At 72.2% G+C, this 14,319-nt stretch carries 8 protein-coding genes; 3 read left to right on the forward strand and 5 right to left on the reverse strand.

What is annotated here, in order from left to right:
• The first annotated feature begins 655 nt into the window (after positions 1 to 655).
• Positions 656 to 2,677 carry a PIG-L family deacetylase gene (locus KME66_RS12470; RefSeq protein ID WP_216329283.1) on the forward strand — a complete coding sequence of 674 codons (2,022 nt, stop codon included), beginning with the start codon at positions 656 to 658 and terminating at the stop codon, positions 2,675 to 2,677.
• Positions 2,678 to 2,824: 147 nt separating this feature from the next.
• The gene (locus KME66_RS12475; protein ID WP_073220187.1) at positions 2,825 to 3,550 is read left to right on the forward strand and encodes a trypsin-like serine protease; all 726 of its coding nucleotides are present in this window, start codon (positions 2,825 to 2,827) and stop codon (positions 3,548 to 3,550) included.
• 128 nt (positions 3,551 to 3,678) lie between these two features.
• Here the strand turns inward: KME66_RS12475 and KME66_RS12480 are convergent, their stop codons facing one another.
• From KME66_RS12480 to KME66_RS12495, 4 genes are all read right to left on the reverse strand, one after another.
• On the reverse strand, positions 3,679 to 4,281 hold the full coding sequence (locus KME66_RS12480; RefSeq protein ID WP_216321891.1) for a response regulator transcription factor: 603 nt from the start codon (positions 4,279 to 4,281) through the stop codon (positions 3,679 to 3,681).
• Positions 4,250 to 4,504 carry a hypothetical protein gene (locus tag KME66_RS12485; protein WP_216321902.1) on the reverse strand — a complete coding sequence of 85 codons (255 nt, stop codon included), beginning with the start codon at positions 4,502 to 4,504 and terminating at the stop codon, positions 4,250 to 4,252. Before KME66_RS12485 ends, KME66_RS12480 begins: the two co-directional genes overlap by 32 nt.
• Positions 4,505 to 4,640: 136 nt before the next feature.
• Entirely contained in the window at positions 4,641 to 5,141 is a 501-nt protein-coding gene (locus KME66_RS12490; RefSeq protein WP_216321903.1) for a hypothetical protein, read from the reverse strand.
• Positions 5,142 to 5,271: 130 nt separating this feature from the next.
• On the reverse strand, positions 5,272 to 11,439 hold the full coding sequence (locus KME66_RS12495; protein ID WP_253208582.1) for a DNRLRE domain-containing protein: 6,168 nt from the start codon (positions 11,437 to 11,439) through the stop codon (positions 5,272 to 5,274).
• Positions 11,440 to 11,658: 219 nt separating this feature from the next.
• Here KME66_RS12495 and KME66_RS12500 point away from each other — a divergent pair, with 219 nt between their 5' ends.
• Entirely contained in the window at positions 11,659 to 12,819 is a 1,161-nt protein-coding gene (locus KME66_RS12500; RefSeq protein ID WP_216321904.1) for a sensor histidine kinase, read from the forward strand.
• Positions 12,820 to 12,978: 159 nt separating this feature from the next.
• On the opposite strand, the gene tuf is transcribed toward KME66_RS12500, so the two are convergent.
• Positions 12,979 to 14,172: an elongation factor Tu gene (tuf, locus tag KME66_RS12505; protein WP_073220176.1), complete on the reverse strand. Its 1,194-nt coding sequence runs from the start codon at positions 14,170 to 14,172 to the stop codon at positions 12,979 to 12,981.
• Positions 14,173 to 14,319 lie beyond the last annotated feature (147 nt).

Genomic DNA, 14,319 nt, shown 5'->3' on the forward strand with positions numbered 1-14,319 from the left:
CTGTCTCTCTGTTTACGCTCTGGAACCCGGGGGTTCTCTGGACTCCCCCTCCGACCCACGCGGTCGGGCGTGTCGCACTCCCTCTACACGATCTCCCGAAGGGGATCCCAACCAAGGGGGTGCGGGCCCGAGGACCGCGGAACCGGGGGCGGAACACCCACCGGGTGCCTGGCCGGCGCCCTGCCTTGCTTCCCGGAAGATTCCCGTACGTCCGGCCCTACTGGGCCGACGAGTACTGTGGGACTCGCTTCCGGTCCCCCCGGCGGGAGGCGCGCAGCATTGACACTCAACCGAGCAACCTGGTCAGTGTGCCATACGGGGCGCGGGCCTGGCCAATCGAGTCGGGAATCCTACCCCGAGCCGGCGCGTGATCAAACGCGGGCGCGCATCCGGCGGCTCCACGGGCGGTACGGATTCACCCCGGAGCGGGAGCACGCCGTCGCCGTCCGCCCGGTGCGCAACCCCACACCCCGACCGGGCAACCCACCCGCCCCGCCCTCCGTCTCCTCCCCCGCAGGCGCGGCCCGACCGCCGCTGACCTGCGCCGAGAGCCAGGAGTGACGCAGGACAGGGCGGCTGATCGCCCGCTGCGGGGGAAGCGGGAGCAGACACAGTGCGCGGTGTGGTGGATCGATCCGTCCTGTCCCGGACACGGATGCCCCGGCGGGCCCTCCTCCTCGCCGTCGGAGCGCTGTCCGCCACCGCCGGATGCGCCGTGCCCGCTCCCCGGCGGCGCGGGCCGGTGGCGGACCCGGCGCCCGGTCTGGCCCTGGCGAGCACCCGGCGGGCCCTGGTCCTGCAGCTGCTGGCCCACCCGGACGACGACCTGTACTTCATGAACCCGGACACCCGCCAGGCCCTGGACGCCGGGACCCCGCTGGTCTGCGTGTACCTCACCGCGGGCGAGGCGGACGGCGTCAACAGGATCCCCGGCGCACCCCGCCCGGCCCCCGACCGCGGCGCGTACTCCTCCTCCCGCCACCAGGGCCTGCGCCAGGCGTACGCCGAACTGCTCGGGCTCGACCGGTTCACGCCCTGGCAGAAGTCGGTGGCGTCCCTGCACGGCGGCCACCGGGCCGAGGTCGACGTCCTGGCCGACGGGGTCCGCCGGGTCGAGCTGATCTTCCTCAACACCGCGATGCACACCGGACGCGGCCGCCCCGGCCTGCCCAGTCTCTGGCGGGACCGCCGGCGCGTGCTGCCCACCGTCGTCGCCGACGGCTCACCGCTGGAGCGCGCCGGTTCGTACACGTACGAGTCGCTGGTGGACGTCCTCGTCGGGCTGCTGGAGCGGTACCGGCCGACCGTCGTGCACACCCTCGACCCGGACCCGGACCTCCAGGCCAGCAGCGAGGACGAACGCCGCCGGGACAGCGAGCAGCGCGGCTACTCCGACCACGCCGACCACACCGCGGCCGGGTCCTTCGCCTGGGCCGCCCTGATCCGCTGGGTGGCGCGGGCGACGGGGCGCGGGGAGCCGGTGCCCCGCTTCGTGGTCACCGCGTTCCGGGGGTACTACAACCGGCACTGGCCCAAGAACCTGCCGCCCCTCGTGCTGGAGCGCAAGGCCGCCCACCTCGTCCCGTACGGCGGCTCCCCGGACTGGGCGTGCGGCAACCCCTCCGGCTGCGGGGACTACAACGTGGGCGGCGACCGGCCGCTCACCAACCGGAAGGGCTGGGTGCGCTCCACCCACCACCGCTACCCCGGTCCCCGGGTCCGGGTCGTCTCCGGGGCGGACGGCCGGCTCACCGCGTACGGGGTGCTCGGACTGCGCGCGGTCCGGTGGCGCGAGAGCGCGCCCGGCGGCGGCGCCTGGGACGCGCCGGACGACCTCGGCGGCGGGCCGCTCGCCCCGGTGCTGGGCGCGGCGACGACGGCGGACGGGCGGCAGTTGCTGTTCGGGCTGCGGTTCGCGGCGCTCGGGGGGCACGGCGCGGGCAACGAACGGGAGATCGTGCTCCTGGAGCAGCGTTCACCGGGCGGCCCCTTCCTCGCCTGGCGGGGCCTCGGCAACCCCGACGCGGCCACCGGTCACGGCCGCCGCATCGGAACACCGGTCGCCGTCACCGCGCCGGACGGCCGCGTCCACCTCTTCGTACGGAACGCGGAGAAGGGGCTGAGCACCCGGGTGCGCGACGCGGCCGACGGCCGCTGGAGCGGCTGGCGGGACATGGGCGGCGGCGAGATCCAGGACGGGCTGACCGCGGTGGCCGACGCGGCGGGCCGGGTCCATGTGTACGCGGCCGGGCACCATGCCGTGCACCACTGGACCCAGGACGCCCCGGGCACCGATGTCACCGCCCGTACCCAGCTCACCGGCTTCCCCGTTCCCGCGCACGCGCCCGGCGCACTCCCGGCGCCCGACGGGTCCGTGGAGCTGTACTACCGCCCCGCGGCGCGCGAGCGGCTCGTCGCCGTGCGCGCCGGAGCCGCTCCGGCGCCCCGCTTCGGGGGGTACGGTCCGGTGACCGCCGCCGCCTCTCCCGGCGGCCCGGTCCTGCTCGGCCGTAGCGCGGAGGGCCGGGTCCAGCTGCGGTCCGCCGGGGCCACGGCCGTACGGTCCCGGGGCCCCGTCGCGCTGGACGGGGCCGCCCTCCACGTCGGCGCGGCGGACGGGCGGCCCGTCGTGGTGGCGTTCGGCCCGGACGCGACGCCCTGGCTGTGGCGTCCGTAGCGGCGGCCGCAGCCCCGCCAACTCCCGTCCCATACCGCCGCGTTATGGCCAAGCGTTAGTACCCCGCCCTCGTCGCGCTCCGGCACCCTGTTGCCCACCATCCCCCACAGACACGCCCACCCAGCGTGTCGCGCGAAACGAGGCATCATGCGCATATCCCGGCTCATGCCCGCTGTCGCCGCAGCAGCGGCCTGCGTCCTCTCGCTCTTCGCACCGTCCGCGACGGCCGCACCCGCGCCGCCGCTCCAGGACACGCCGCCGCCCACCACCCAGATCATCGGCGGCGGCTACGCGTCCAACGCCCCCTGGGCCGCCCGGCTCTTCTCGAACGGCAGAGAGACCTGTTCGGCGACGATCATCGCGCCGACCTGGATCCTCACCGCCAAGCACTGCGTCAGCGGCGGCGGCCTGTCGTTCCGCATCGGCAGCCTGGACCAGCACAGCGGCGGTGTCGTCGCGAGCGGCGTCCAGACGTACACCCACAGCTCGGACCTGGCCCTGGTGCGGCTGGACCGCTCCGTCCAGACGACCTACTCCCGGCTGGGCCAGCCCGGCACGGTCCGCGTCGGGCAGAACGTGCAGGTCTGGGGCTGGGGCGCCACCTCCCGGTGCGGTTCCGAGGCCAACTGCCAGTCCCGCTACCTCAAGGTGGCCGACGTGACGGTGACCCACGGCTGCGGTGACGCGTACGGCGGCTCGGCGATCTGCGCCCGCCGGGGCAACGGCATCACGGCCGGCGGCGACTCGGGCGGCCCGATGACGCTGAACGGCATCCAGGTCGGCGTCGCCTCCACCAGCGACCGGCAGACCACGACGGCGTACACCAACGTCACCGCCTACCGCTCCTGGATCCAGTCGATCGCGGGCGTCTGACCGACACCGCCGACCGGGACGGCGGGCACCTGACCGGCCCGCCGTCCCCCTGAACCGTAGGGCCCCCGTACCTCACCGCCCGAGGTACCGGGGCCCTACAGCCATGCAGGGGGCCGGCCGCGGGCGTCCTACAGCCAGCCGTGGTGCGTGGCGATCCGCACGGCGTCGACGAGCGTGCGGGCGTGGAGCTTGCCGACCGCAGAGGAGAGCCGGTTGCGCACGGTGCCGACGCTGAGGAACAACTCGGCGGCGATCTCCCGGGAGTGCGCGCCCGCGGCGGCCAGCCGCAGGGCCTCGGCCTCCTTGTCGGTGAGCGGGCTGGGGGCGGACCGCTCACCGCCCCGCATGGCGGGGTCGACGACTCGGCCGCCCGCGGCGATCCGGCGCACCGCGTCGGCGGTCTGCGCCGGGGTGGCACTCTTGAGCAGGTATCCGGCGGCCCCGGCAGCCAGCGCCCGACGCAGATGGCCGGGGCGGTCGAGGGCGGTGAGCATCAGCGCGCGGCAGCCGGGCACCCGCTCGGCGAGCGTCGCGGCGACCGTGATCCCGTCCAGGTCCGGCAGATCGATGTCGAGGAGGGCCACGTCCGGGCGCAGCCGCTCCGCCTCCGCGAGCGCGGCGCGGCCGTCCGCCGCCTGTCCCGCCACCTCGATGCCGAGTTCGGCCGACAGGAGCGCGGCCAGGCCGGACCGCACCACATCATGGTCGTCGACCACCAGCACCCTGATCACGGGGATGATTATCTCCGACGGCCCGCCGCCCCCTCACCGCGGCCAGAACCCCCTGCTGTACACACCACACGGCGACCAGGGAGCCGAGGAGGGCGGGCAGGAAGAGGAGGAGCAGCTGCGGGCCCTTGAGCACCGCGCACAGGAGTGCCAGGCCGGACACCAGGGCCGCCACCGCCCGGATCGCGGCGATCTCGGTTCTCTCGCGTCTCGTCAGCCCTGTCACGTCCGGCGCTCCCCACTCCATGGCGCGCCACGGGTGCCTCGTGGGGCGGATGGCGCGGGTCGATGTCGATCCGACCACGGAAGGGCGGGCCGCGGGAGTGAGATCTTCACGCCCGCCCCTCCCGGCGGCGGCACGCTCAGCGGCGGCGGCCGCCGCTCCCTCCGAGGAACAGCCCGCGCAGGGCCGCGCCCGTCGGCCAGACGACGGGCGAGAAGAACGCGTAGCCGGCGGCGACCAGCAGGAGGAGGCCCAGTGCCGGATCCGTCACCAGCGACCGTCCCACCTCGCCGAGCGGCCTCTCCCTCCAGAGCACGGCCAGCGTACCGACCACCAGGAGACTCACCAGCGCCATGGTCAGATACGCCCGTCCCCGCGCCGCCCAGGACTCCGGCCGCAGCACGTCATCCGGTGCGACGAGCCGGGGTCCCATGGCGGGCAGCGTCCAGGTCAGCACGAGCAGGAAAGCCACCGCCCAGCCGAAGCCCCTCTCGGTGAGGAGGTCGTCCGCCGCCCGCACCGGGCCCACGCCGTCCGCGATGGCGGCGGCCGTACTCAGCAGGAAACCGGCCCACACGTAGCCGCCGCTCAGGACGATCCTGTTGCGGACGTTCCACTCTTTCCCCGGGCCTTCGCCCATTGCTCGACTCCTCACTCATGGGAACACGGACAGGACCTGCTGGGTGAGGGGCCCGGAGGTCCGGGCCCCTCACCCTCGTCACTCGCTCATCGCGCGAACCGGTCCTTCGGCCGCCCTCGGCGCGGCGGCATCAGCACCACCCCCGCCGCGCGTAGCGACCGAGGTATCTGCCGGCGCCGATCAGGGTCGCGCCGCCGACGAAGTCGCCATTGATGTTCCGGCGCTTCCAGAGCGCGTAGCCGGCCGTGGCCCCGACCGCCCACAGTCCGCCGCCGTAGGCGGCACACTGGCGCGCGGACCGGCCGTTGACCCTGGGCGCGCGGTGCCGGGCCCGGCGCATGGACTTGCCCCACTTGTATCCACGGTAGGCGTACTTGGCGGCCTTGTACGCCTTCTTGCAGTAGCGGAAGCACGCCACGGCGGCCCGCACGCCGAAGACGACGAGCGGCACCCACTTCCCGTCCAGGTCGAACTTGTTGACCGGGTCGGCGTAACCGTACTCGTAGGCGTTGGCGCTGCCGCCGTAGACCGGATCCGCGGAGAGGAAGCGGCCTGTGGCCGGGTTGTAGAGGCGGACGCCCATGAGGGTGAGGCCGGTCAGAGTCTCGGCCGAGCGCTGCTTCGCGCCGAGCCAGGCGTAGCGGACCGGCTCCTGGTCCACGCGGGCGTTGCCGTACTCGTCGGCGTCCAGGGCTGTGGGCGCCTGGGCCGCGTCCAGTGGGAGCGTGAGGGCGATGTCACCGTGCAGGGTGGACAGCTGGAGCACGGTGGAGCCGGAGCCGGACTTCTCCGTGGTCGCCCCCAGGTCCCCGGCGGCCGACGCGACGTTGCGGGTCACTTCGCCGGTGGCGGTGTCCTCCACGATCCAGCGGGGTTGGTCGCCCTGACTGTCGTAGTGGTTGACCTTGGACTCCTCCGTCGTCCAGGTGGACCCCGCGCCGGTCTCGACCTTCCAGGAACGGAAGCGCAGGCTCGCGTCCAGCTCCCAGGTCTGCCGCCGGCCGTCGGCCGTCTGGCGGTGGACCAGGTCATTGGCGTGGTAGCCGACCGTGGCTCCGGGCAGCGCCGTCGTCCGGCCGAACGCGTCGTAGCCGTAGCCGGCGTCGAGCAGTCGGTCGGCGCTGTCGTAGGTGTGGCTCACCGTGGTGCCGCCGCCCGTGGGACAGTCGGCGCCCGGAGCCGCGGTCGCGGTGGTCAGCGACGTGCGGTTGGAACGCTGATCGAACGCGTACGTACGCCGGGCGCACTCCCCGCTCACGGTGTCCTCGACCTGTGTCAGCCGCCCCGACGGGTCGTAGCGGTAGCCCTGGCTCGACCAGCCGCCGTGAGTGGCGACCTGCCCGTGGGCGTTGCGTGTGATCGAGTCGGTGAAGACGGTGGTGGCGTCGCTGTCCCGCGTGTACGTGCGGTTGACCGCCGTCCCGGTGGTGTCCTCGTTGATCCGCAGGGTGTATCCGCCGGGCAGCTTCTCCGTCTCGACCGAGCCGTCGGCGTCGTAGGAGGGGCGGAAGGCGCCCGCGACGGAGTCGGTCCTCGCGGTGGCAAGACCGCGCGGCTCGGCCGCGTGGTCGTAGGTGTACGTCACCGAGGAGGGCACGGAGTCGCTCTCCTCGACCTTCCGGTCGAGCAGGTCGTACTCGGTCTTCGTGACGCCTCCGTCGGCGTCGGTGTAGGAGATCTGCCGGCCCAGCAGGTCGTAGGCGGTGGTGATCGTTCCGCCGGTGGGCGAGGAGACCTTGACGGTCGCCCCGGTGGCCGGGTCGTACTCGGTGGTGGTCGCCGGAACCGCCTGGCCGAGGCCGCCCGTCACCGCCTCGTAGATCTTGCGCCCGGCGGCGTCGTACGCCGTCGTGGTCGTCCGGGTGACCCCGCCGACCTCGTCCGTCACGACGGCCGGGTTGCCCCAGCGGTCGTACTCCGTCGTCGTGTTGGGCAGCTTGGCAGGGTGTGAGCCGCCACCGGTGATGTCACCGGCCGGGCCGGTCCAGCACGGCTGGTCCGCCCACTCGGGCCGGCCCTTGCACCAACCGGTGCCCGTGGCCGACCAGTACTCGGTGATGCGGCTTGCCGCGTCGTTGCCGGTGCCGCCGGGCAGTACCTGGGAGGTGACCCGGCCCTGGGCGTCGTACCCGGTGCTCGTGGTGATGCCGAGACCGCCCGGGTCCTGGATGGTCAGGGTGGGCACGCCCTTGCCCCAGTCGTACTGGGTCTCGGTGAGGCGCTTCTCCGCCATGACGCCGTAGTGGTCGCGGACCCGGACGCCGGTGACGGCCAGGGTCAGCTGGTTCTTGGCTTTCGCCGTACCGTCGGTGGGGCGGCCCTCGTCGTACTCGTTGACCGTCCAGGACCGGGCCGGCACCGAGGTGCCCGCACGCACCAGGACCGTGGAACCGTCCTTGAGGTCCTCGGTGAGGTCCACCCGGTGGACCGGGCCGAACTGCTCGGTCTTGCGCACTCCCGCCTCGTCGTGAAGGGAGACGGTCGAGAGCAGCTGTGCCCGCTCCGCCGACGGCATCGAGCTGAGCCCCAGATCGGTGAGCACGGCCTCGTGCTCCTCCCCCGCGCCGAGCGCCAGCTCACGGTTGCCCGCGGTCAGCTCACGGACCGTGTTGCCGAACCGGTCGTACTCGGTGGTGGTGATGTGCCCGCCCGGCTGGGCGCTGTTCACCGTCCGCCCGGAGGCGTTGAGGTAGGTGAGCGCGGCCCGGCGGTAGTCCCCGGAGGCGAGGTCCGTGCCCGCGTGGGAGGCGGGGACCGCGTCGGCGGGGAACACCGCGGTGGCGTCGCTGGGCGCGTCGTTCTGGCCCCAGGTGCGGACGTCGGCCGTGCCCATGGCGTACGGCGCCTTGGCGCCGGTGAGCGGGACGCCGTACACGATGCTGCTGACCGCGTTGCCCTCGACCGTGGAGACGGTGCCCTGCTTCAGTGCCGGGCGGGAGGACTTCAGCAGCATGCCGTCGCCGGGCGCCGTGCCCGCGCCCGCGTTGCCGTAGGTGAAGGTGTGGGGCAGCCGGCTCTGCTGCTGCATCCAGGTGACCCGGCCGCCGTGGTAGGCGTACTGGGTCTGGGAGGCCTGGCTGAGGCGCGGATCCCACTGCTGGCGCAGGCTGCCGCCCGAGTCGTACCGGTAGGTGGCGACCGCGGTGGCCGTGGCGGCGGAGGCACCGGGGCTGGTCGTCCAGACGCGGATCTCGCGGACCTGGCCGGTGAAGTCGCCGAACTGGGCGTTGGTCTCGGTGCCGGTGGCCGTGGTGGTGGTCGCGTAGAGGAACTCCAGGACCTTGCAGCCCTTGGTGGCGGGCGTCGTCTCGCACGCGGCCGTGGTGGCGGCCGTGGTCGGGGCGATGATCCGCTTCGGGCGAGCGAGCTTCCTGCCGTCGACCGTGACGGTCTCGGAGACCACCTTGGTCGTGGAGTTCGTCAGACCGTCGTCCAGGACGCTGGAGAGCTGCCAGGTGGTCGCCGCGGCATCCGCCTTGGCGAAGGTGGTGACCGTTCCCTCGGTGTCGGAGAGCGTGAACGTGCCGCTCACACTGCCCTTGAGGGTCAGGTCCTCGGAACCGGGCTCCGGGATCCACCCGGTCTTCGCCGCGTTCGCGGTGAAGTGGATCGCGTCGCCCTCCTCCAGCACCACGTCCACCGCGGTGTCGGAGATGCGCCGAACGTGGCTGTAGTCGGACTCGGCGGCCTCGGCTGCGGTGCCCGAGACCCACTCCTTGCCGAAGATCGCGGCCTGGCCCTCCTGGTCGGCCCCCCGGTTCGGGGTGCGCGAGGCGGCCGTACGCGACACCGACAGGCCGAAGAGCGACACGTCGGTCTCGGAGAGCGTGTAGTTGCCGGTCAGCAGGTTGACCGAACCCGGGCCCACCTCGCTGGTGGCCGCGCCGTCCGCGTTGCGGTCCACCACCGCGGTGAGCGGGGCGGTGCTGCTGGAGGCGGAGTCGGGACCGGTGAAGTCGGCCTTGAGCTGAACGGTGCCGTCGGGGTCGACGGTGCTGGTGGCGTTCCACACCAGCGGGGCGTTCCGTCCGTTCGTCAGCGGGACCGGCCAGGCCGTCAGCGTGCTACCGCCGGAGGTGACGTCGCCGACCGGGATCCGTACCCAGGGGTCGGCCTCGGAGCGGCGCCAGGAGAAGGCGACGGCGGTGTACTTGCCGGCCTCGGCCTCGGCGACCAGCGGCAGCCGGCGTGCGGTCCGCTCACCCTCCGAAGGCTGGACGAAACCGCCCGAGCCGGCGTGGAAGACGTACTCCAGCGCCTCGGACCGGTTGTCCGCCTTGTCGACGGAGCGCACCTGGAGGGTATGGCTGCCGTCCTTGGGCGGAGTGACAGTGATCGCCTTGTTCGCGGCGGCCCCACCGGTGGCGACCTTGGTCCAGGTCACGCCGTCGAGGGACCACTCCAGCCAGGTGTGGTCGGACCCGCCCGGCGGGGTGACCGTGAAGGTGCCCGGCTGCCCGGCGCCCTTCACCCACTGCCCGGTCGGGTAGTCCGTGGAGGCGATACCCGAGGGCGCGGAAGGGGCCTTGGTGTCGACCGTGAAGGTCTTCCACGCCGACCATCCGGTGTTGTAGTGCGAGCCGTCGTAGGGGCTCGTACGGAACTTGTACGTCTTGCCCTCGGCCAGCAGCCCCGCCGGGACGGTCACCGACGCGGCCTGTCCGGACGCGACGAACTTCGACACGATCGGTGAGCCGACCTGCGTGTTCGTGGCGCTGTCGAAGATCTGGAAGGTGCCGTTGACCTGGTCGCCGTCGGCGTCGACGAAGGTGTCGCGCAGCGTCGGCGTCAGGGTGTTGACCACGTAGGCGCCGGAGTAGGAGAAGAACGGGGGACCCGCCTCCTGCTGGGTGCCCGTCCGCGGCCGGAAGTTGTACGTCACCGACAGCTTCGGCGGGTTCTTCGCGGCGTTGGCGGAGTTCACCCGCTTCCACTGGGCGACCGTGGTCTCGCTCTTGGCCCGGATGCCCAGGTGCCCGCGGGTGGCCTTGGCTCCGGCCCACTCCTGGGCCAGCGTGGTCACGTCCGCGTTGATCCAGCCGTCCGGCTGGGTCGTGCAGGTGGGATTGCCCCGCGTCTCGGTGGACTCCGCCTTCAGCGCGGTCATCGTCGGCCGGTTGGTCCAGCGGCTGGCCGTCGTCGCGGCGGGCGAGGACCAGACCTGCCACGGCTGGGCGGCGCAGGTGGTGTTGGCCGAGTGGAAGTTCCACAGGCTCAGTTTCGCGCTGGAGACCAGGGCGTCCGCGATGGGCGCGGTGTTCCAGGTGATGAAGGACTGCGCGGTACGGGGGGTGCCGTTCGCGTTCGTCGTACCGGGGTTGCCGAAGTCCAGCTCGACGTCGGTGGACCAGTCGCGGGTCTCGCCCTGCTGGACGTACGTGTCGAAGACGTTGGACAGGGACGAGGTCGACGGGTCGACCGTCACCGGGTACGTCGTCTCCGGATCGGCGAGGAACTCCGCGTCCGGGGTGACGACCAGGTCCACGGCCCCCTTCCGCTTCACCACCTTCATCGCCACCGGGACCCGGCGGGTGTGCTCGCCGGAGACCTTGTCGACGGTGGCGTCCCACATCACCGGCGCGGGCATCACGGCCCGCTTGCCGTTCTTCCGGTCCGTGAAGAGCACGCTGCCGTCGGGCTGCTCCTTCGCCGTCAGGCCCTTGGCCTTGAGCGGCAGGGTGTACGAGTACCCCTCGGCCGGACGCTTCCTGATCTCGACGTACTGCTCGAAGCCCGTACGGGTCGACTCGACGACGACGTCCGCGCCCGGCAGCGCCTCCGGGTAGGTGGCACGCGTCCCGTCCAGTTCGGGAGCGGGCAGTCCGCCCTTCCACTGGAGCGTGATCCGCTGGTCGCCCTCGCCGAGGGTGACCAGGTCGCGCGCGGGGGCGCGGTCCGCCTCGCGCACCGAGCGCGGCAGCGTACCGCCCTTGCCCGCCAGGCTCAGACCGTTCGGGTGGGCCTTGGCCTCGACGCCGCCGTCGGCCGTCTCACGCAGTGCGACGTCGACGTCCGTCCAGGCGCCGTTCTCCTCGAAGCGGACCGGCCCGGCCGTCAGCTCGGTGGTGAGCGAGCCGTCCTTGTTCACCCAGGTCGTGGAGGTTTCGGTACGCTCGGACAGCGCCTCGACCCGCTTGCCGTACAGTTTGGCGGCCACCTTCGCCGAAAGGACGTCCGCGGCTTCGCGGGGTCCTTCGGGTACCGGGTTCTTCTCGACCGGGGCCTTCGGTATCCGCTGAGTGAGGGCCACGGCCTGACCGCTCTCCGTCAGCAGCGCCATCTCCACCGCGAGCACCATGGCCGCGCCGAGGGCGATCCGCGGCAGCAGCCGTCTTCGCCGCTGGAGGATCAACGATGAGCCCTCCCACCCGGGGGCGGGAGGCATGTGCTCCGACACGTCGGACAACTCTCTGTTGTAGTGAGCATGAAACAGAGGCGATCAAAGCAGGGGGACCAGTGGTGAAGAAGTGAAGCTTTCACGACGTCGGACGCGCGGACCGGAAGGGAAGATCTAGCGATGCGTCGTCCCGTACGCCTGGGAGCAGGGGCGCCCCAGGGCTCCGGGGTCGCCTTCGGGGCCCTGATCATCCTGGTGGTCTGCTCACTCGCGCTGGTCGCCCTGGACGTGGCGGCCTCACCGCTCGGCAAGCGGACGGTGGTCGCCGGCCTGACCGTGCTGGTGTTGATGCCCGCGCTCATGCTGGGCCAGTACGCGCCCCCGCCGTACCGGCTGCCCTACCGCTGGCGGTGGGGGCTGCTGCTCGTCCAGGCGGTGCTCACCTACCTGCCGCTGCTGCTCTTCCACTACCGGTGGCTGAGCCTGCTGGGGTTCCTGGCCGGGGCTGTCCTGCTGACTCTGCCGCCGGGCACCTCGGTACCACTCGCCCTGGCGGTCGGGGCCAGCGGGCCGCTGCTGGCCGCGACGAAGCTCATCGACACCGACCGGAGCGCGCTGGGCATCCTGCTCGGTACGGCGATCACCGCGACCACCGTCTTCGCCGTGGCCCACCTGGCCCTGCTCGCGGCCCGGCTGCACAACAGCCGGGAGCACGCGGCGCACTCGGCCGAGCACCGGGAGCGGGCTCGGATGCAGCAGGATCTGCACGACCTGGTCGGGTCGTCGCTGGCGGCCATCACCGTCCAGGGCGAGACGGCGCTGCGCGGCGGCTCCACGACGACCGGGTCCGGGCGGGAGCGGGCCGCGCTGACCGAGATCGTCGCCCTGGCGCGGCGGCTCCACTACGACGTGCGCTCCATCAGCCGGCCGGACGGCGGCGACCTCGCGCTCTCCGAGGAGCTCGCGCACGCCCAGCGGGTCCTCACCGCGTCCGGAGTGGAGGTGCGGACCGTGCTGCCGCCACGGACCGAGGCCGCACCCGCGGTCCTGGCCTGCCTGCGCTTCGTTCTGCGCGAGGCCGTCGGCAACGTACTCCAGCACAGTCGGGCCACGCACTGCTCGATCACCCTGAGCACGGACGGGACGGCCGTACGGCTGGTGATCCGCAACGACGGCGCCGAGGCCGCCCCGCCGGCGTCCGGGCGGCACGGTACGGGGCTGGCGGGGCTCGGCGGGCGGGTCCTGGCGCTGGGCGGAGAGTTCACCGCCGCGGCAGCGGACGGGACCTTCACCGTGACGGCGACCGTGCCGCGGACGGGGGCCGTCGTGCCGAGCCGGTAGCGTACGGGCACCGCGGCCCCGGCTCCCGTACGCCCGCGGCTTCCGGACACGGCTCCCGGACACAGCTCCCGGACACGGCGAAGGGCCCCGCACCTCTGACGAGGTGCGGGGCCCTTCTTGCAGCTCAGTGAGCCACCAGGTCCAAGGACCAAGCAGAAACTACTTGATGATCTTGGTGACCTGGCCGGCACCCACGGTCCGGCCACCCTCACGGATGGCGAACTTCAGGCCCTCTTCCATGGCGACCGGCTGGATCAGCGCGACGTCCATGAGGGTGTTGTCACCCGGCATGACCATCTCGGTGCCCTCGGGAAGGGTCACGACGCCCGTCACGTCCGTGGTACGGAAGTAGAACTGCGGGCGGTAGTTGTTGAAGAACGGGGTGTGGCGGCCACCCTCGTCCTTCGACAGGATGTAGGCCTGGGCCTGGAACTCGGTGTGCGGGGTGACCGAGCCGGGCTTGATGATGACCTGGCCGCGCTCGACGTCCTCGCGCTTGATGCCACGGAGGAGCAGACCGACGTTCTCACCGGCCTGGCCCTCGTCGAGCAGCTTGCGGAACATCTCGATGCCGGTGACCGTGGTGGTGGTCTTCTCGGTCTTGATACCGACGATGTCGACGGTCTCGTTGACCTTCAGGACACCACGCTCGATGCGGCCGGTGACGACCGTACCGCGACCGGTGATCGTGAAGACGTCCTCGATCGGCATGAGGAACGGCTTCTCGACGTCACGCTCGGGCTGCGGGATGGCCTCGTCGACAGCCTTCATCAGGTTGAGGACGGACTCGCCCCACTCCTTGTCGCCCTCGAGCGCCTTGAGCGCCGAGACCTTGACGACCGGAACGTCGTCGCCCGGGAACTCGTACTCCGAGAGGAGCTCACGGACCTCGAGCTCGACGAGCTCCAGGATCTCCTCGTCGTCCACCATGTCGGCCTTGTTCAGGGCGACGACGATGTAGGGGACGCCGACCTGGCGGGCCAGGAGCACGTGCTCCTTGGTCTGCGGCATCGGGCCGTCGGTGGCGGCGACCACGAGGATGGCGCCGTCCATCTGCGCGGCACCCGTGATCATGTTCTTGATGTAGTCCGCGTGACCCGGGCAGTCGACGTGAGCGTAGTGACGCTGCTCCGTCTGGTACTCGACGTGCGCGATGGAGATGGTGATACCGCGCTGGCGCTCTTCGGGAGCCTTGTCGATCTGGTCGAAGGCCGAGGCCTCGTTCAGGTCCGGGTACGCGTCGTGCAGCACCTTGGTAATGGCGGCCGTGAGGGTCGTCTTACCGTGGTCGATGTGACCGATGGTGCCGATGTTGACGTGGGGCTTAGTCCGCTCGAACTTTGCCTTCGCCACTGGGGTCCTCCTGAGTGGTTCTGTACGCCTTGCTTCATCGGCGCCAGGGTGATCTTTGCTGGGGTGCCGGGGCCGGGGGACGCGGCACAGTGCTGATGCGCTGTGCCGCGTGCCCACCGGGCTCCGGTGACAAGCCTAAAGCGTGAG

It is taken from the genome of Streptomyces sp. YPW6 (assembly GCF_018866325.1).
Taxonomy (GTDB): Bacteria; Actinomycetota; Actinomycetes; order Streptomycetales; family Streptomycetaceae; genus Streptomyces.